Below are 17,155 nucleotides of genomic sequence, written 5' to 3'. Positions count from 1 at the left end.
CACCACTGGACGCTGCCCCAGCCTTTCCCTATATAATTTCTCAGGAAACAGCCCCGAGGCACGAATGACCCATCCAAGTGAACAGTTCGAAGGTACGCCGCTGATCGCGCCTTCGACCATCGATCATCCACTCTACGATTCCGTGGTCGAGGCTTGCAGATCCGTCTTCGATCCCGAGATTCCGGTGAATATCTACGATCTGGGTCTGATCTATACGATCGATATCACCAAGGAAAACGCGGTGAAGGTCATCATGACACTGACCGCGCCCGGATGCCCGGTCGCCGGTGAAATGCCAGGCTGGATTGTCGAGGCCATCGAACCGGTCGCTGGCGTCAAAGAGGTTGACGTCGAGCTGACATGGGAGCCCCCCTGGGGTATGGAGATGATGTCAGACGAAGCACGTCTTGAACTGGGATTCATGTAGAGTTTCGCTTAGATTTACCCAGTAAAGCATTGAAGGATAACAAAAAGGGCTGTCCATGAATCGAGGCAGCACTTTTTGCATCAAAGGGCCCGAGCGGCCTATTCCACGCCGCAGGTCGATTTTATCTCGGCCGCGCGTTGATCCAGCTCTTTGACGTAATCGCCATTCAACATGCTGAGCCTTTTTTGCTCGGTTCCCGTGACCAGTCCCAGCAATGCACCGGCAGGAGTGATCGCAATGATACTTTCTGCCTGCTGGTCTTCTGCGTGCTTCTTTTCTGCGGCGATGGCCCGAAGATCCCCCTCGGCGGTTGCGCAATTCACTGGATGTCGTGCGCCATCCGTTGTTGCATGCGCCACGCCCGCGGTCAGAATGACTGCAACTACAGCTTGCATCGTAATGATTTTTCCGCGGAAATGCCTGATCTTCACCATCTTCCATCGCCCTTTGCTCAAATATCTTGTTACAACCGTAAGGCTAAGGCGAAGACCTTGAGAGACGCAAGTTTGCTGTGGCAATTGGTCGTTTGGTAGCGTCACCGTCGGTAAAACTTAGGTCAGCAGGTCTGCTATGTCTTGAGCCTGACGCCTCTCGGCCCTAGATTGGGGATAACGTAGCGCAACGGAGACCACCATGTTTGGCATTCCCGGCAAACAGGCCGTGACAATGACGACCAAAGCGGCCGAGCAGATCGCACGCCTGATGGCGTCCGGCGGTCATGCCGGGTTGCGCATTGGCGTCAAGAAAGGCGGCTGCGCTGGCATGGAATACACCATGGACTACGTGGATGAAGCCGATACCAACGACGAAGTGGTCGAACAGGACGGTGCCCGCATCATGATCGCGCCAATGGCGCAGATGTTCTTGTTCGGAACTGAAATCGACTATGAGGTCTCGCTTCTGGAGGCCGGGTTCAAGTTCCGCAACCCGAATGTTGTGGACGCTTGCGGTTGCGGCGAATCCATCAAATTTGACGAGACGCTTTCCACACAAAACTAAGTCGCCTGCAGGTGCAGATAGGTTTCGTTGTAGCGCCGCGTAAGATGGTCACCTGCGCTGATCGTTTTGCCTGAGCTTGGCGGAGCAACGTTGGTGTCGTAGGACGGGTTAAAGAACAGTGGGACCGAAATGCGTTCTTGCGTCCCGCCTATGACGCGGTGTTCGGTGGCTTTGACTTTTCCGGCGGTCCAGAATTCCAGCATCTCTCCAAAGTTGATGATGAATGTACCAGGCGCCGCAGAGACAGGTTGCCAGCTGTTATCTGGCATGCGGACCTCTAGTCCTGAGACCCCGTCCGTGGCCAGCAATGTCAGACACCCATAGTCAGTGTGCGCCCCGATGCCAAAATCCCGATCACCTGCCCATGCCGGGCGTTCTGGATAGTAGTTCCCGCGCAATAGGGCCATTGGCGTGTCAAAGGCACGATCAAAACTGAGTTTATCCCGGCCCAAAGCGACCGCAATGGCCCGAAGAACGCGCATCGCCACATTGCAAGCGTCAATGTAGTAAGCTCTGATAATACTTTGAAATTCTACAGGACTATTCGGCCACAGGTTCGGAGCATACACACTGAGCCCTTTTCCGGCATAAGAATTTCCCGCAGGCAATTCGAAACCACAGTCGAACACTTCCTTGAAATCCGGATTGGCCTTGGGGTCGACCTGTTCTGATCGCGGCGCGCCCCACCCTCGGTTTGAACCCGTCATCGCCATATCAACGGTTTTTTTCTGGACGTCCGGCAAATGGAAGAAGTCGCGATACGCCTCGATCACGTTTCGGACTTGATCGGGGTTCAACCCGGTGTTCGATACCGTTAAAAACCCAACTTCACCAATGGCATGCTGCAGCATTGCCATCTCTGAAGCCTCGCGTTCATCCAGTTTTCTCAGATCCAGATCGTCGATCATGCCGCCCTCCACAATACCGCGGAACCTGCCGTTGTGGTCGGACCTTTGCAACCGGAATTGTCAGGCTCGGCTGGTGGTGCTATCCGATGAGCAAACAACGACTTATTTGGGGGTACGCGTTATGCGGCGCAAGCTGGCGGCTGGAAACTGGAAAATGAACGGAACTGCGGCTGCATTGCCCGAGCTTCAGTCGCTAGCCGGGTCGTTTCCTGACGCATCAGTGGATGTTCTGATTTGCCTCCCCGCGACCTTGCTGCACCGGGCGGCAGAAACGGTAAAAGACACCGGAATTTCGGTCGGTGGACAGGACTGCCACGCGGCCGAATCCGGCGCGCATACAGGCGATGTCAGCGCCCAGATGCTGATTGATGCAGGGGCAAGCGCGGTCATTCTTGGCCATTCCGAACGGCGCGAGGATCATGGTGAGCAAAACGACGATGTTCGCGCCAAAGCCCGCGCTGCGATGGACACGGGTCTGAAAGCCATCATTTGCGTCGGCGAAAGCCTGGAACAGCGCGAGGCTGCGAACACTTTGGACATCATCGGCGGTCAGATGTCCGGCTCGATCCCGGATCAGTCGACCGGTGAGAACCTGGTTGTCGCCTATGAACCGATCTGGGCCATTGGCACCGGCAAGGTCCCCACACTGGACGAGATCGGAGAAGTGCACGACTTCATCCGCGCCCGGCTTGAGCGTCGATTTGGCGAAGGTGTCGGCCGCTCGGTCCGGTTACTTTATGGCGGTTCGGTCAAACCGGGCAACGCGGCCGAAATCTTTGCAGTCTCCAACGTCGACGGGGCGCTGGTGGGCGGGGCAAGCCTGAAAGCCGAAGACTTTTCTGGCATTATCGACGCCCTGCAAAAGGCCTGAGGTCAAGCCAATTTCATCGTCACCAGCCCGGCCACAATCAGGGCCGCCGCGACTAGGCGGGGCGCAGTCAGCGCCTCACCCAGAAACATTACGCCGACCATAAAGGCCCCAACTGCACCGATTCCGGTCCAGATCGTATAGGCCGTGCCCAAAGGCAGATCGCGCATCGCAAGGGCAAGCAATCCGAACGATCCGATCATCGACACGCCCATCAGGGCCGTAGGCCATAGGCGTGTGAAACCGGCAGATTGCTTCATGGCGACGGCCCAGACAATTTCCAGCAGGCCAGCGAATAGCAATAATATCCAGGGCATTTGGACACCTCATATCTCTTCGGGTCGTCCCGAATGATCAGCCAACAAGGCGAGGTCGTCCTCGGCAGAAAGATATTCCCACTGTACCCGGGTTCAAGAGGTCGGACACTTAATTGAGCACCTAAGGACACCCGGGCGGGCAAACGATCGACGCCCGATTGACGAGATGAAACTTTTAATGCGGCAATTCAACCGGTGATACGAAACTGATGGGTTCGCGTTTAGGGTGGTATCGAATGGGTTTCCGGTTGTCTGGATCGATTCCGCACGCAAAAAAAAGGCCGGGTCTGACGAAAGACCCGGCCCTCTATTCTTTCACAGAAACCGCTAGTTCGTAATGATCTCTGGCCCCATGAAGGTATTGGGCAAGAAGGTCGAAATCCACGGTATGTAAGTCACCATGATCAGGAAGACGAAAAGCACGGCCAGGAACGGCAGCGCCGCCTTCACAACGCTCATCATCGGCATACCGGCCACGCCCGAAGTCACGAACAGGTTCAGTCCGACCGGAGGCGTAATCATCCCAATCTCCATATTCACCACCATGATAATGCCCAAATGGATCGGGTCGATGCCCAACTCGATGGCGATCGGGAACACCAGAGGTGCCACGATGACCAACAGTCCCGAAGGTTCCATGAACTGGCCACCGATCAGCAGGATTACGTTGACCACGATCAGGAAGGTGACTGGTCCCAATCCCGCCGATAGCATTGCACTTGCGATGTGCTGAGGCACCTGTTCATCGGTAAGCACGTGCTTGAGGATCAGCGCGTTGGCGATGACGAACAGCAAAGTCACCGTCAGTTTACCGGCTTCAAACAGCGTGTGCTTGGTGTCGGGGTGAAAGAACGCCGTGACCAGAGTATAGGGTTTCTTCAGAAGCGAAATGTTCTGCCCATCCCCATTGGTGCTAAGCGGACCCATGTCCTTGTAGACAAAGCTGGCAATAAAGAAGGCATAGACGGCAGCGACAGCAGCGGCTTCGGTCGGCGTGAAGATACCGCCATAGATGCCACCCAGAATGATGACGATCAGGAACAGACCCCAACCGGCTTCGCGGGCCGAGATAAAGATCTCGCCCCAACCTTTCCATTCACCCTTGGGCAGATTCTTGACTTTGGCCATAACGTAGATCGTGACCATCAGCATCAGACCCGCCATCAGGCCCGGAATGACGCCCGCAAGGAACATCCGCCCGACCGAGACCTCAACGGCGGCGGCATAAACCACCATGACAATGGACGGCGGGATCAGAATGCCCAGGGTACCCGCGTTACAGATCACACCGGCAGCGAATTCCTTGGAATAGCCAACCTGCCGCATACCGGCGATGACGATAGAACCGATGGCCACAACCGTTGCCGGAGACGACCCCGACAGCGCGGCAAACAGCATACAGGCAAAGACACCCGCAATCGCCAGACCGCCAGGCAAGTGTCCGACACAGGCGATGGAAAAGCGGATGATCCGACGCGCCACTCCACCGGTCGTCATAAAGGACGAAGCAAGAATGAAGAACGGGATCGCCAACAGGGTAAAGTGGCCTTCAAAGGCTTCGAACAGGGTTCCCGCGACCGAAGCCAACGAACTGTCGGAATAAATCAGCAGAAACAGGGTCGAGCTGAGACCCAGGGCCACCGCAATCGGCACACCGATCAGCAACAGGCCGATGACCATAGAGAATAGAAGTACGACGTCCATTAGTCATGCTCTCCTTGCTGAGCCCGAACTTCTTCGATCTCGTCCTCGACTTCGTGGCTGGCAACAAGACGGTCGGTCTCACCACGCCAGATTTGTACTGCGACCTGAATAAAGCGGATCACTAGAAGCAGCATCGACACCGGCAACACCAGATACGGCACCACCTTGGGCAATTTTTCATACCCCTCGCCGTAGTTGATCAGATCCTCGAGGAAGCGCAGCGGCGCGACCATCGGAATATCGTCCACTTCGTAAAAACTCTGGCTGCGTGCGTCGAAATTGAACCCGGTCGGGAACCAGCGGCCCGATGTTGGCGGCAGGTCCGCAAACACGGCCCAGTAGTCATACGACCCTTTCAGAAGCAGAAGCGAGAACACCAGACAGCACGCCACCGATATCAGCGCCAGAATGCGGCGCGGCGCCGGGGCCAGCATGTTCAGGATTGCATCAACACCCAGATGCGCGTGTTTCTTGACCGCATAAGAGGCCCCCAGCAACACCAGCCAGCCAAAGGTGAAAACTGTCAGCTCAAGCGCCCACAAGATGTTAGAATTAAACACAAAACGCGCGATCACGTTGGCGAAGGTTACGACCGTCATCACGCCCAACAGAGCGGCAATCATGGTCTCTTCGATATGGTCGACCAGCCCGCCTTGGCCGGGTTTCGAACCAGACATTTTTCTGTCCCCACATTATTGGTGATGAGAGTTAGGTGTGGCGGGCCAAATTACGGCCCGCCCAGCCTGCGTGTCCGCCACTCCCCAGTCTTTGGACACGCGGCCTCAACCGGAATCAGAACCCGGCGTTGATGGCCTGAGCGGCGTCGATCTTATCCTGACCTACGTCGTCGGAAAACTGGTCCCAAACGGGCTTCATCGCATCGACCCAGGCCTGACGCTGTTCGGGGTTCAGCTCGCGGATGATGCCGCCGGCATCAGTGATCGAGGCCTTGGCTGCTTCGTTCACCGAGAAGGCTTCCTTGTTCCGTGTCTCGGTCACTTCGCCCAGAATGGTCAGGAACTGGTCGCGCACCTCGGGATCAAGGCTGTCCAACCAGTCAATCGATGTCACGACCAGATAGTCGATGATGCCATGGTTGGTCTCGGTGATACCGTCCTGCACTTCGAAGAACTTTTTGCCATAGATGTTCGACCAGGTGTTTTCTTGGCCATCCACAACGCCCTGCTGCAGCGCGCCGTAAACTTCCGAGAACGCCATTTTCTGCGGGCTGCCGCCAATGGCTTCCATTTGGGCAACCAGAACGTCCGAGGATTGAACACGGAATTTCAGGCCTTCGGCATCCGACGGAGCCTCAAGCGGTTTATTGGCCGACATCTGCTTCATGCCATTGTGCCAGAACGCCAGCCCTTGCAGGCCGCGGCGCTGCATGCTGTCTTTCATCGCCTGACCGTCAGCCGAAGCTTGGAATGCATCAACTGCGTCGATGTTCTTGAACATGAACGGCAGGTCGAACAGACGGAACTGTTTGGTAAACTTCTCGAACTTCGACAACGACGGCGCGGCCAGCTGGACGTCGCCTTGAAGCATTGCTTCAAGCACCTTGTCATCATTATAGAGCGTCGAGTTCGGATAGACCTCAACGCACATCACGCCATTCATCTCGTCATTGACGCGCTGCTCCAGCAGCGACGCCGCGATGCCCTTGGGGTGTTTGTCCGTATTCGTCACATGCGCGAACTTGACGACAATCTCGCCGTCATCACACGCGGCCATACCGGCGGTTGCTGTAACACTCAACGCCAGCGCGGTCGCGGCAGTTGTCAGGAATTTCATCTGTCTTTTCCTCCCAGACTTCCATGAAACCTTCAGTCAACGCCAGATCGGCGTCTCATGTGGCGCAGTGAAGCGAATCAAGGGGCACCGCTCAACTTTTTGTTCGAAATTCGGAAAGTTCAAATATTTTTGTTTTACTTCATAGTTTTAAAAGGTACTTCCCCGCCATCAAAAGGCAGTGACACTACCCGTTGTGCGAAAATCCGCACATTTATTCCGCCGGCTGTGCGGATTTCCGCACGCACTTCGAATCAGATCGAACGACTCACCCCCTGATTCTCTGGTGACCACCCGCAGCCTGCGAATGCAGGCTGCCCGGCCCAACGCCATTTAATGCATGATAATGCAGTCAAAGGCGGCGGGTGCCACCGTTAGCGCCGATAGTCTTCTGGGCGAATCTGATAGCGCGCCAGTTTGTCGTAAAAAGTCTTGCGCGGCAGTTTCAACGCACTTGCCGCATCCGAGGCTTTGCCATTGTGCCGACCCAGCGCCGCAATCAACAACGACCGCTCTACGCGCGCCATTTGCTCGTTCAGCCCCAGATCAGCGGCACGTGCCACCTCTTCCGGCATCCCCAACACGAACCGCATCGCCGCCGACATCAGCGATCTGGCATTGCCCGGCCAATCGCTGGCCATCAACGACGCAAGTTGCTCCGAGGTAATCTCGGGTTCGGCAATGCCCGCCTGTTCTGCCGCTTGCGCGACATAATGGCGAAAGATCACTGGTATATCTTCGGGTCGTTCCGCCAGCGACGGGATGCGCACACGCATGACGTCCAGGCGATAAAAAAGGTCCGCATTGAATTGGCCCTGCTCTGACAGCACCGCCAAATCTGCGGTTGTTCCCGCGACAATCCGTGAACCGGTGCCCTGCTCTATCATTTCAAGCGCGGCGTATTGCGTGGCGTCTGGCATGGCCGAAACCTCATCCAGGAACAACGACCCACCGGCCGCATCTTCGCACACGCGTACCAACCCCTCGGGCGTCAGCCCTGAGGCCGGGCGCTTGACGAACGGCCCCTGCCCGACCGGCGACATCAGATGAACGACTTCGGCCACTTTCGATATCCCGCTGCCCGGTGGCCCGGTTACCAGAACTTCTGCCCCGGTGGGGGCGACGGATCGGACTCGTTCACGCAGGGCCTCGGCCTGTGCGGAAAGGCCGAACAAAAGCCGCGCTGCCGGATCGCCACGCTCAAGCTCTGATTTGAGGGCACGCTGTTCGATCACCTGCGCGCGCGCGTCAAAGGCTCGTTCCAACACGGGCAGCAGGTCCGCCGCCGCACATGGCTTTTCCAGAAAATCAAAAGCTCCCTGTCCCATGGCCTGCACCGCCATCGGGATGTCGCCCTCACCGGTCAACAGGACAACGGGCAAGTCTGGATCAACCTCACGCGCGTAGTTCAGCAGATGAAAACCATCCCGGCCCGGCATACGGATGTCCGAAACGATCACACCCAGAAAGTCGGCGCGAATATGGTCTTTAGCAGCCACAAAGGATCCCGCCGTAACCGGATCATAATCTGCCAGCTCAAGCGTTTGCGCCAAAGCTTCGCGGACAGCGGCATCATCATCGACCAGTAGAATTTTCCGCGTCATGCGACCTCGTGCTCCGTGAAAGGCTCAAGCTCGACCGTGAATAACGCCCCGGTGTCCAGATTTGCACCCCGGATATTACCCCCAAAGCTTTGCACCAGACCATAAGAGATCGAAAGCCCAAGCCCCATCCCCTCAGAGGATCCGACGGCTTTGGTCGTGTAAAATGGCTCGAACAATTTTTCCGAGTTTTCGATTCCCGGGCCGATATCGCGGACAGTCACGGCCAACTTGTCGCCACGGTCGATCGCAATGCGAATGAGGCGGTCGTCTTGCCCACTCATGGCGTCGGCGGCATTGTTGATCAGGTTAACGAACACCTGAACCAACCGCACCTCGCCGCCCCATGCGTAAACCGGGCTGTTGGGCGGGGCCCAATCCACTCGAACATCTTCGGTTCGCAACCGCGCCTCGGTCAACTCGACCGCCGTATCGATCACCTGAACCAGGTTAACCTTGCCCATCGGTTCACTTTCGTTGCGCGAAAAGGCACGCAGGTTCTTGATGATACGCGCCATGCGCGCCGCCATAGCAGAGATACGCGTCAGGTTCTCCGACGCTTTCTCATCCCGGCCGCGGGATAGAAAAGCCGCGCCATTATCTGCGAATTGCTGGATCGCCATCAGCGGTTGGTTCAGTTCGTGGCTGATACCCGCCGACATCTGGCCCAACGCGCTGAGTTTACCTGCCTGGATCAGCTCTTCCTGAGCGTGTTTCAGAGCCGCTTCTGCGTCTTCACGTTCACGCACTTCATGGCGTAGTGCGGTGTTTGCAGCTGTCAACGCATGCGTCCGTTGCGCGACCCGGCTTTCCAGAATCGTGTTGGCCTCGGCCAATGTGTGCCTGCGTTCGGTCGCCAGATACAACAGCGCGCCGAAGGCCAGACAGATTGCAGCAACGGTTGCCGCCTGCAACCTCGCCAAACGCTGCGCAGGGGCCACATCGACTAGAACCTCAGCTGTCATGTCGATCACCGGCAAATCCAGCATCAGGTGTAATGCGCGACTGGGCAGATACCGCCCCCAGTTCAGCTGCCAGACCTCGTGCGGACCGACCAGAACCGATGCGAAATCAACTGCCCCACCGTCTGGCGGTGTCAGGCCCAACTGTCCTTCGTCCCGGTGCCAAAACAGCAGATCCGATCGGTTTGAGATAAAGACGACACCGTCCCCGTCGATGAAGAACACCGCCTCGGTACTGCCGCGCCAGGTCTGTTCCACATCTTGGACATCGGCCACAACGATTAATACACCCTCGACCTGACCAGCATCGCCAAAGGCAGGGGCGGCGTAGGAATAGGTACGATCTCCGCTGCTTGCCACAACCCCATGCGCGCTGCCCATTGCGCCCTGCAAAGCGCGCCGAAACGCGGGGTGGTTCGACATGTTTGGCCACACAACCGGCTGCGCCGAGGCCAGCACCTGCCCGCTTCGGTCAAGATACATCATGTTGACGGCCGAGGTTTTGTCAGCGACGTCCAGCAATATCGCGCGCGCTGCCCGTTGTTGCACCGGTGTCTCTAGGGCGCGCAGGACCGGATGCGTGGCCATCAGCACGGCCAGTTCCTGATAGACCTGCATCTGAGTGCTGAGCCGGTCGGCAGCCAGTTCAAGGTCAGCCTCGGCCTTTTCGCTGAGCTGCGACAGCGCTTGACGGTAGCCATAGGACCAGACCCCTGCGGTCAACAGGCCGACAGCAAACAAAAATCCCAGAATGACCCAAACGCGTTGCATGATATAGGGTCTTGCATTCGGCGCGCCGCATGGCAAGTCTGCGCCGCATGAAGACGGTATTTCAATCTCCGGTCGATCCGGAATTCGTGCAGAACCCCTACCCGTTCTATGATCAGGCCCGCGCGATCGGTGATCTGGTCTATTGGGACGATTATGGGAAAGTTGCCGCTGTATCACATCAGGCGGTCTCGGTGCTTTTGAAAGACCGCCGCTTTGGCCGGGAAGTACCCGAAGAAATACAAAACCCAGGTCCGGCGCATCTTGCCCCTTGGCTGGCGGTCGAGGCGCATTCGTTGCTGGAGGCCGAACCGCCAAGACACACACGCTTGCGCGCATTGGTGATGCGGGCATTCACGTCGCGTGCCATTGCAGCGCTGGAACCTTCGATCCACGACCTAACCCTTTCTTTGTTAGACGCATTTCCCGACCAACCTTTCGATTTGCTCTCTACCTTTTGCACCCAAGTTCCGGTCATCACGATCTGCCGCCTTCTGGGCGTGCCCGAGGATATGTCACCCAGCCTACTCCGCTGGTCACATGATATGGTGGCAATGTATCAAGCCAGCAGAACGCCCGAGACTGAGACCGCTGCCGCAGCCTCATCCCAAGCATTCACCGACTTTCTGATCGACTACATCGAGCAACGCCGCAGCGATCCGCAGGACGATCTGATCACACGGTTGATCGTGGCTGAAGAAGATGGCGAAAAGCTCTCACGCGAGGAGCTGGTCGCCACCTGCATCCTGCTTTTGAATGCCGGGCACGAAGCGACGGTGCATTCACTTGGAAACGGCGTGAAGACCGTTTTGCAAAATAGCATCGGACCGCAACACTTTGCGCCGGACAGCATCGATCGCACAGTAGAAGAGATTCTGCGCTTTGACCCACCGCTGCACATGTTCACTCGCTATGCTTATGAAGACATCGACGCATTTGGGCACAGTTTCAAACGTGGTGATGAGGTCGCGCTACTATTGGGCGCTGCGAACCGGGATCCTGCCGTCTGGAGCGACCCGGACAGGTTTGATCCCACCCGCGCCATCGTCACGAACACCAGTTTTGGTGGCGGCCTGCACTTTTGCGTTGGCGCCCCTCTGGCACGGATGGAAATGCGCATCGCACTGTCCACGCTGTTCGACAGATATCCGAACCTGCGCCTGAGCACCGAGCCCGAGTTTTCGAACACGTACCATTTCCACGGGCTGACCAAACTGATGGTGCAGACCTAGCTTTCGATCAGCGCTTTCAGAGGCAACATGGTGGTGGACTTGATCTCTTCCATCGACAGCAAGGCAGTCACGTTGTGCACGCGCACTTCTGAAATCAGCGCCTGATAGAATTCGTCATAGGCACGCGCGTTCTTGACCCGCACCTTCAGGATATAGTCGATGTCCCCGGCCAGCCGATGCGCCTCTTGCACTTCGGGCCTGTCCCGCAGGGCTTTGAGGAATTTATGCTGCCAGTCAGCCTCATGTTCCGACGTTCGGATCAGAACAAAAAACGTAGCTTCAAATCCCAGCGCTTCGGCGTCCAGCAAAACGGTCTGCTGCCCGATCACACCGGCCCCTTTCAGCTTACGTATCCGATTCCAGACAGGGGTCTTGGAACTGCCGACACGAGCGGCTATTTCGTCCAGCGATTGACTGGCGTCCCGCTGCAGCTCGACCAGAATTTTCCGATCCGTATCATCAATCCGCACCGACATTCCAAATTTCCCTTCGTTTCGAAACCAATGTCCCGTTTTGCCGTTGACGTGGAACATTTGTCCTTATTTGTTCGCCCATATGGCGTATTCGCGGGAATATTTCCTATATTGCAACACAAGTCAAACCACACTCGGGACACGAAATGCAGCTTACGCAATCATATGATGGCACAGGACATGTCGACTTTGTCGGCGCGGGTCCGGGTGATCCGGATTTGCTGACGCTCAAGGCACTGAACGCCTTCGAGCGCGCGGACGTTGTTCTGCATGACCGTCTGATCAGTGATGAGGTCCTGGCCTTGGCCGGAAAGACCGCTGTTCTGGTCGATGTCGGCAAGGCTGGTTTCGGCCCATCTTGGAAACAAGAAGATATTGACGCCCTGCTAGTTGAACACGCCCTGAAAGGTCAGCGCGTCGTGCGCCTGAAGTCCGGCGACCCGACCGTATTTGGTCGTCTGGATGAAGAGATCGAGGCTGTCGAGGCTGCTGGCATCTCGTGGCGAATCGTACCAGGCATCACTGCCGCGTCGGCGGCGGTCGCGGGGATTGGTCAAAGCCTTACACGGCGTGGCCGCAATTCTTCGGTCCGATTTCTGACCGGCCACGACATGAAAGGGTTTGCGGATCACGACTGGACTGCCTTGGCACGCGCCGGTTCGGTGGCCGCGATTTACATGGGCAAAAAGTCCGCTCGTTTCATTCAGGGTCGCCTCATTATGCACGGTGCAGATCGCCAGACGCCGGTGACGTTGATCGAAAACGCTACGCGCCCCGATCAGCGCATTCTGGAAACAACGCTGGACCAGTTGCCCACCGATTTGAACGCCGCCGAAATGGACGGCCCTACCCTGACCTTTTTTGGCCTCGCCCCGCGCCAAGCGACCGCGGCCCTGACCGAATTTAAGAAGGAGCACGCCTGATGGCCCGCGCTTTTACCCCCAAAGTGGTGACCGCCAACGACCTGTTAGAAGGTGACGTCATCTATTTGACCGAAGACGATCGGTGGTCGCGCGAGCTGACCGAGGCCGAGCTGATCACCGATGAAGCCCACGCGCAGGTGCGCCTTCTGGATGCCTCGCGCCAGGCCAACAAGATTGTCGGGGCATATCTGGCCGACGCTATTGCCGGCGACAACGGCCCCGAGCCCACCCATTTCCGGGAAGACTTCCGCCGCACTGGTCCGTCCAACTATGCCCATGGCAAACAGGAATCCTCCCCGCAGCCCCGGGCCTGACCTCTGGCCCTTCTTTCTCCCCTTCTCAAGGCCCCAAGGTTCGGGGCTGCAACTAAGGACAGCTAATCATGTATCGCTACTCCGAGTTCGACACAGCATTTTTGGCAGAACGTAACGCGCAGTTCCGCGCGCAGGTCGAGCGCCGTATTGACGGCTCGTTGACCGAAGATGAATTCAAACCGCTGCGCCTGATGAACGGCCTGTATCTGCAGCTGCACGCCTATATGCTGCGGGTTGCCATTCCATATGGAACGCTCTCCAGCGCTCAGATGCGTCAGCTAGCCCTGCTGGCCGAGAAGTGGGACAAGGGTTATGGCCACTTCACCACCCGTCAGAACATTCAGTATAACTGGCCGAAACTGAACGACGTGCCCGATATGCTGGACGCGCTGGCTGAGTTTGGCATGCACGCCATCCAGACCTCGGGCAACACCATCCGCAACGTGACCGCCGACCATTTCGCTGGTGCCGCCGCGGATGAGGTCGCCGACCCGCGCCCCTATGCCGAACTGTTGCGCCAGTGGTCGACCGACCACCCGGAATTCCAGTTCATGCCGCGTAAGTTCAAGATCGCCATCACCGGTTCGGAAAACGACCGCGCCGTGATCAAGGCGCATGACATCGGCTTGCAACTGGTTGAGCGTGACGGCGTTCTGGGTGCCCGCGTTATCGTGGGTGGTGGCCTGGGCCGCACGCCGATGATCGGTAAAGAACTGTCCGAATTCGTCGCTTTTGACGACCTGCTGGCCTATCTTGAAGCCACCGTTTCCGTATGGAACCAGATTGGCCGCCGCGACAACAAATACAAGGCGCGCATCAAGATCACCGTACATGAGCATGGCATCGACGCTATTCGTGCCAAGGTCAACGAGCGCTTCTTGCAGGTACGCCCGCAGTTCAAGGGCGCCGATATGGCTCTGCTGGTTGAGATCAAAGGCCACTTTGCGCCTCCGGCCTTCCGTGAAGGTTCGGTTGCGTCGTTCGAAAGCGCCTATACCAACGATCCGGTCTTCCGTTCCTGGGTCGATACCAACATCGCGCCGCACAAAAACGCGGATCATGCGATCGTCACGATCTCGATCAAGAAACACGGCCAGACACCGGGTGATGCGACTGCCGAGCAGATGCGCGTGATGGCCGACCTGGCCGAAGAGTTCGCCTATGACGAGCTGCGCATCAGCCATGAGCAGAACGTGATCCTGCCGCATGTCCACAAGTCGGACCTGCCCGCGATCCACGCTCGTCTGAAAGAGCATGAGTTGGCCACCGCCAATGTCGGCCTGATCAGCGACATCATCGCCTGCCCTGGCATGGATTACTGCGCGCTGGCAACGGCGCGTTCGATCCCGGTTGCACAGGAAATCGCGACCCGTTTCGATGATCTGAAGCTTGAGCATGATATCGGTCACCTGAAGATCAAGATCTCGGGCTGCATCAACGCATGTGGTCACCACCACGTGGGTCACATCGGCATCCTGGGTCTGGATCGCGCAGGCGTCGAGAACTACCAGATCACTCTGGGTGGTGACGCGACCGAAACTGCGGCCGTTGGCGACCGCACCGGACCGGGCTTTGCCTATGATGAGATCGTGCCAGCCGTTGAGCGCATCGTAGACACTTATCTGGAACAGCGTGACAGCGCCGAAGAAACGTTCCTGGAAACCTATCGCCGCGTCGGCATGGCACCGTTTAAAGCGGCGCTTTACCCCGAGGCGCAGGCCAATGCCGCTTGACCTGATCCAGACGGAACTGGGCAAAGACCGCGCGGAGCTGACCGAACAGGTCGACGCGCTAAACGCCCGGTTCCGCCATCACAGCGCCCATGATGTCATGCACGGCGCGCTGGAAGAGATCGAAGAATTGGCCCTCGTGTCCAGTTTCGGTGCGGAGTCGGTGGTGTTGCTGCACATGGCGGCGGTAGTCGATAAGATGACGCCGGTGCTGTTCGTGGACACGCAGATGCTGTTCACCGAAACGCTGGAATATCAGCAGGACGTTTCAGATCGGCTCGGCCTGAAGAACGTCCACATCATCCGCGCAGATGATGAGGATGTTCAGCGCGAAGACCCATACGGCGCCTTGCGCCTGAGCGACACGGATGCCTGCTGCAACCTGCGCAAAACCTTCCCGCTGCAGCGTGCTTTGGCGGGCTATGACGGCTGGATCTCCGGTCGGAAGCGGTTCCAATCTGGCACACGCGCCGCGCTTGACTTCTTTGAGGTCGAGGACGGCACCGGCCGGATCAAGGTGAACCCACTGGCCCACTGGGCGCCCGAAGACGTGCGCGCCTATATGGATGAAAACAACCTGCCCCGGCATCCGCTGGTGGCCAAAGGTTACCCCTCGATCGGTTGTGCGCCCTGCACCTCGCCGGTCAAAGAAGGCGAAGACCCCCGCGCCGGACGCTGGCGCGATCAGAACAAAGAAGAATGCGGCATCCATTTTGTCGACGGCAAGATGGTGCGCGCTGGAGAGAAAACATGAACGTAATCGTAACGGATGAGGGGTTCGCCCCCGACGACTGGACAGATGGCTTTGTCACGCTTGAGGACGCGGCCAATGATGTGGTTGCGCTGGACGTGGCATCGGACACAGACTCCGATGAGCTTGTCGACCGCCTGGGCAGCGCCCGAATGGTTCGTGTGGACTTTCCGTCCTCGGCGGATGGTCGTGGCTTTACCATCGCCCGCGTGTTGCGCCTGAAAGGCTACACCGGCCGTTTGCGGGCCAGAGGCCATGTTCTGGCCGACCAGTACGCCATGGCGCGCCGCAGCGGGTTTGATGAGGTCGAAATCGACGACGCGCTTGCCAACCGCCAGCCCGAAGATCAGTGGCTGGCCCGCGCCGATTGGAAAGACCACAACTATCAGGCCCGCCTGCGCGGCTAAGATCGCCAATCGCCAGCTTGTGAATTCAAAGGGGCATTTAGCCTCTTTTCCTGACTTGGATCAAAGATTAAACGGAGATGTCGGTTTACCCAGCCGATAGTGAAACGATGACAGAGATGAAACCCGTGACCGAAGTAACCGCCGTCAAGGCCCCCGTCCTTCCGGACGCACAGACCGTAACAGACGTCAAACATTGGACCGACAGCCTGTTTTCCTTCAAGGTGTCGCGTCCCGCCTCGCTGCGGTTCCGTTCGGGCGAGTTCGTGATGATCGGCCTGCTGGGCGACAACGGCAAGCCGTTGCTACGCGCGTATTCCATCGCCTCGCCTTCTTGGGATGAAGAGCTGGAGTTCTACTCGATCAAGGTGCAGGACGGTCCGCTGACCTCGAAGCTGCAGCACATCAAACCGGGCGATCAGATCATCCTGCGCCCCAAGCCTGTTGGCACGCTGGTGCATGACGCTCTGCTGCCAGGCAAGCGCCTTTGGTTCTTCGCCACCGGAACAGGTTTCGCACCCTTCGCCTCGCTGCTGCGCGAGCCGCAGACTTATGAGGACTATGATGAAGTCATCATCACCCATACCTGCCGCGAAGTTGGCGAACTGGAATATGGACGTCAGCTGATCGAAAGCATCCGCCAGGATGAGATGCTGGCCGAGCTGATGGGCGAAGGCTTTGCCGACAAAATCCGCTATTATCCAACCACCACACGGGAAGAGAGCCCCAAGATGGGCCGCATTACCAAATTGCTGAAAGACGGCACGGTATTTGCTGATCTGAGCATCGAAGGCGGCATCAAACCGGAAACTGACCGTGCGATGGTCTGCGGGTCTTTGGCCTTCAACCTGGACATCAAAAAGATTCTGGAAGAGTTCGACCTGCGCGAAGGTGCTAATTCCGAACCCAAGGAATTTGTCATCGAAAAAGCCTTTGTTGGTTAACCCGATGCACCGGATCCGGGGCATTTGGCCCCGGACTGG

19 protein-coding genes are annotated in these 17,155 nt (G+C 57.6%); 10 read left to right on the top strand and 9 right to left on the bottom strand.

Features of this window, described 5'->3' with window-relative positions; all coding sequences use genetic code 11:
- The first annotated feature begins 64 nt into the window (after positions 1–64).
- A complete protein-coding gene (locus tag RUA4292_RS12275; RefSeq protein WP_058271500.1) occupies positions 65–427 on the top strand; it encodes an SUF system Fe-S cluster assembly protein in 363 nt (120 codons plus the stop codon).
- A 98-nt stretch (positions 428–525) separates the two neighbouring features.
- On the opposite strand, the gene RUA4292_RS12270 is transcribed toward RUA4292_RS12275, so the two are convergent.
- The gene (locus RUA4292_RS12270; protein WP_145974946.1) at positions 526–861 is read right to left on the bottom strand and encodes a hypothetical protein; all 336 of its coding nucleotides are present in this window, start codon (positions 859–861) and stop codon (positions 526–528) included.
- A 199-nt stretch (positions 862–1,060) separates the two neighbouring features.
- On the opposite strand from RUA4292_RS12270, the gene RUA4292_RS12265 reads away from it, so the two are divergent.
- Positions 1,061–1,426, top strand: coding sequence for a HesB/IscA family protein (locus RUA4292_RS12265; protein WP_058277823.1), 366 nt, complete (start codon positions 1,061–1,063; stop codon positions 1,424–1,426).
- Here RUA4292_RS12265 and RUA4292_RS12260 read toward each other — a convergent pair.
- Complete coding sequence (locus RUA4292_RS12260) at positions 1,423–2,334, bottom strand: isopenicillin N synthase family dioxygenase (RefSeq protein ID WP_058277822.1); 912 nt, start codon at positions 2,332–2,334, stop codon at positions 1,423–1,425. The genes RUA4292_RS12265 and RUA4292_RS12260 overlap by 4 nt on opposite strands.
- A 121-nt stretch (positions 2,335–2,455) precedes the next feature.
- Between RUA4292_RS12260 and tpiA the strand changes: the two genes are divergently transcribed.
- On the top strand, positions 2,456–3,205 hold the full coding sequence (gene tpiA, locus RUA4292_RS12255) for a triose-phosphate isomerase (protein ID WP_058278181.1): 750 nt from the start codon (positions 2,456–2,458) through the stop codon (positions 3,203–3,205).
- A 2-nt stretch (positions 3,206–3,207) separates the two neighbouring features.
- Here the strand turns inward: tpiA and RUA4292_RS12250 are convergent, their stop codons facing one another.
- The 6 genes from RUA4292_RS12250 to RUA4292_RS12225 form a co-directional block, all read right to left on the bottom strand.
- A complete protein-coding gene (locus tag RUA4292_RS12250) occupies positions 3,208–3,519 on the bottom strand; it encodes a DMT family transporter (RefSeq protein ID WP_058277821.1) in 312 nt (103 codons plus the stop codon).
- A 327-nt stretch (positions 3,520–3,846) separates the two neighbouring features.
- Positions 3,847–5,223, bottom strand: coding sequence for a TRAP transporter large permease (locus RUA4292_RS12245; RefSeq protein ID WP_058277820.1), 1,377 nt, complete (start codon positions 5,221–5,223; stop codon positions 3,847–3,849).
- Entirely contained in the window at positions 5,223–5,900 is a 678-nt protein-coding gene (locus RUA4292_RS12240) for a TRAP transporter small permease (protein ID WP_058277819.1), read from the bottom strand. The genes RUA4292_RS12245 and RUA4292_RS12240 overlap by 1 nt, the downstream gene beginning before the upstream one ends.
- Before the next feature lie 115 nt (positions 5,901–6,015).
- Positions 6,016–7,017, bottom strand: coding sequence for a DctP family TRAP transporter solute-binding subunit (locus RUA4292_RS12235; protein WP_058277818.1), 1,002 nt, complete (start codon positions 7,015–7,017; stop codon positions 6,016–6,018).
- Between the two features lie 371 nt (positions 7,018–7,388).
- Positions 7,389–8,618 carry a sigma-54-dependent transcriptional regulator gene (locus RUA4292_RS12230; protein ID WP_058277817.1) on the bottom strand — a complete coding sequence of 410 codons (1,230 nt, stop codon included), beginning with the start codon at positions 8,616–8,618 and terminating at the stop codon, positions 7,389–7,391.
- A complete protein-coding gene (locus RUA4292_RS12225; RefSeq protein WP_058277816.1) occupies positions 8,615–10,348 on the bottom strand; it encodes a sensor histidine kinase in 1,734 nt (577 codons plus the stop codon). The genes RUA4292_RS12230 and RUA4292_RS12225 overlap by 4 nt, the downstream gene beginning before the upstream one ends.
- A gap of 47 nt (positions 10,349–10,395) precedes the next feature.
- Here RUA4292_RS12225 and RUA4292_RS12220 point away from each other — a divergent pair, with 47 nt between their 5' ends.
- The gene (locus RUA4292_RS12220; RefSeq protein ID WP_058278180.1) at positions 10,396–11,577 is read left to right on the top strand and encodes a cytochrome P450; all 1,182 of its coding nucleotides are present in this window, start codon (positions 10,396–10,398) and stop codon (positions 11,575–11,577) included.
- Here RUA4292_RS12220 and RUA4292_RS12215 read toward each other — a convergent pair.
- The gene (locus RUA4292_RS12215) at positions 11,574–12,053 is read right to left on the bottom strand and encodes an Lrp/AsnC family transcriptional regulator (protein ID WP_058271489.1); all 480 of its coding nucleotides are present in this window, start codon (positions 12,051–12,053) and stop codon (positions 11,574–11,576) included. The genes RUA4292_RS12220 and RUA4292_RS12215 overlap by 4 nt on opposite strands.
- Before the next feature lie 143 nt (positions 12,054–12,196).
- Between RUA4292_RS12215 and cobA the strand changes: the two genes are divergently transcribed.
- From cobA to RUA4292_RS12185, 6 genes are all read left to right on the top strand, one after another.
- Positions 12,197–12,973, top strand: a complete 777-nt coding sequence (gene cobA / locus RUA4292_RS12210; protein WP_058277815.1) for a uroporphyrinogen-III C-methyltransferase — start codon at positions 12,197–12,199, stop codon at positions 12,971–12,973.
- The gene (locus tag RUA4292_RS12205) at positions 12,973–13,287 is read left to right on the top strand and encodes a DUF2849 domain-containing protein (protein WP_058277814.1); all 315 of its coding nucleotides are present in this window, start codon (positions 12,973–12,975) and stop codon (positions 13,285–13,287) included. Before cobA ends, RUA4292_RS12205 begins: the two co-directional genes overlap by 1 nt.
- A gap of 68 nt (positions 13,288–13,355) precedes the next feature.
- A complete protein-coding gene (locus RUA4292_RS12200) occupies positions 13,356–15,020 on the top strand; it encodes a nitrite/sulfite reductase (protein WP_058277813.1) in 1,665 nt (554 codons plus the stop codon).
- Entirely contained in the window at positions 15,010–15,771 is a 762-nt protein-coding gene (locus RUA4292_RS12195) for a phosphoadenylyl-sulfate reductase (protein WP_058277812.1), read from the top strand. The genes RUA4292_RS12200 and RUA4292_RS12195 overlap by 11 nt, the downstream gene beginning before the upstream one ends.
- Complete coding sequence (locus tag RUA4292_RS12190) at positions 15,768–16,175, top strand: DUF934 domain-containing protein (protein WP_058277811.1); 408 nt, start codon at positions 15,768–15,770, stop codon at positions 16,173–16,175. Before RUA4292_RS12195 ends, RUA4292_RS12190 begins: the two co-directional genes overlap by 4 nt.
- A gap of 107 nt (positions 16,176–16,282) precedes the next feature.
- Complete coding sequence (locus RUA4292_RS12185; protein ID WP_058278179.1) at positions 16,283–17,116, top strand: ferredoxin--NADP reductase; 834 nt, start codon at positions 16,283–16,285, stop codon at positions 17,114–17,116.
- Positions 17,117–17,155: the final 39 nt, after the last annotated feature.

This window comes from Ruegeria atlantica (assembly GCF_001458195.1).
Taxonomy (GTDB): domain Bacteria; phylum Pseudomonadota; class Alphaproteobacteria; order Rhodobacterales; family Rhodobacteraceae; genus Ruegeria; species Ruegeria atlantica.
Note: the sequence above shows the minus strand (reverse complement) of the source record. Positions and strands in the feature narration are given on the sequence as shown.

Bases quoted from the DNA above. Each gene is read 5' to 3' on its own strand.
- RUA4292_RS12205 (WP_058277814.1), top strand. From the start codon at position 12,973: ATGGCCCGCGCTTTTACCCCCAAAGTGGTGACCGCCAACGACCTGTTA.
- RUA4292_RS12190 (WP_058277811.1), top strand. From the start codon at position 15,768: ATGAACGTAATCGTAACGGATGAGGGGTTCGCCCCCGACGACTGGACA.
- RUA4292_RS12260 (WP_058277822.1), bottom strand. From the start codon at position 2,334: ATGATCGACGATCTGGATCTGAGAAAACTGGATGAACGCGAGGCTTCA.
- RUA4292_RS12195 (WP_058277812.1), top strand. From the start codon at position 15,010: ATGCCGCTTGACCTGATCCAGACGGAACTGGGCAAAGACCGCGCGGAG.
- RUA4292_RS12200 (WP_058277813.1), top strand. From the start codon at position 13,356: ATGTATCGCTACTCCGAGTTCGACACAGCATTTTTGGCAGAACGTAAC.
- RUA4292_RS12265 (WP_058277823.1), top strand. From the start codon at position 1,061: ATGTTTGGCATTCCCGGCAAACAGGCCGTGACAATGACGACCAAAGCG.
- RUA4292_RS12240 (WP_058277819.1), bottom strand. From the start codon at position 5,900: ATGTCTGGTTCGAAACCCGGCCAAGGCGGGCTGGTCGACCATATCGAA.
- RUA4292_RS12245 (WP_058277820.1), bottom strand. From the start codon at position 5,223: ATGGACGTCGTACTTCTATTCTCTATGGTCATCGGCCTGTTGCTGATC.
- RUA4292_RS12275 (WP_058271500.1), top strand. From the start codon at position 65: ATGACCCATCCAAGTGAACAGTTCGAAGGTACGCCGCTGATCGCGCCT.
- cobA (WP_058277815.1), top strand. From the start codon at position 12,197: ATGCAGCTTACGCAATCATATGATGGCACAGGACATGTCGACTTTGTC.
- RUA4292_RS12185 (WP_058278179.1), top strand. From the start codon at position 16,283: ATGACAGAGATGAAACCCGTGACCGAAGTAACCGCCGTCAAGGCCCCC.
- RUA4292_RS12250 (WP_058277821.1), bottom strand. From the start codon at position 3,519: ATGCCCTGGATATTATTGCTATTCGCTGGCCTGCTGGAAATTGTCTGG.
- RUA4292_RS12235 (WP_058277818.1), bottom strand. From the start codon at position 7,017: ATGAAATTCCTGACAACTGCCGCGACCGCGCTGGCGTTGAGTGTTACA.
- tpiA (WP_058278181.1), top strand. From the start codon at position 2,456: ATGCGGCGCAAGCTGGCGGCTGGAAACTGGAAAATGAACGGAACTGCG.
- RUA4292_RS12215 (WP_058271489.1), bottom strand. From the start codon at position 12,053: ATGTCGGTGCGGATTGATGATACGGATCGGAAAATTCTGGTCGAGCTG.
- RUA4292_RS12230 (WP_058277817.1), bottom strand. From the start codon at position 8,618: ATGACGCGGAAAATTCTACTGGTCGATGATGATGCCGCTGTCCGCGAA.
- RUA4292_RS12225 (WP_058277816.1), bottom strand. From the start codon at position 10,348: ATGCAACGCGTTTGGGTCATTCTGGGATTTTTGTTTGCTGTCGGCCTG.
- RUA4292_RS12270 (WP_145974946.1), bottom strand. From the start codon at position 861: ATGGTGAAGATCAGGCATTTCCGCGGAAAAATCATTACGATGCAAGCT.
- RUA4292_RS12220 (WP_058278180.1), top strand. From the start codon at position 10,396: ATGAAGACGGTATTTCAATCTCCGGTCGATCCGGAATTCGTGCAGAAC.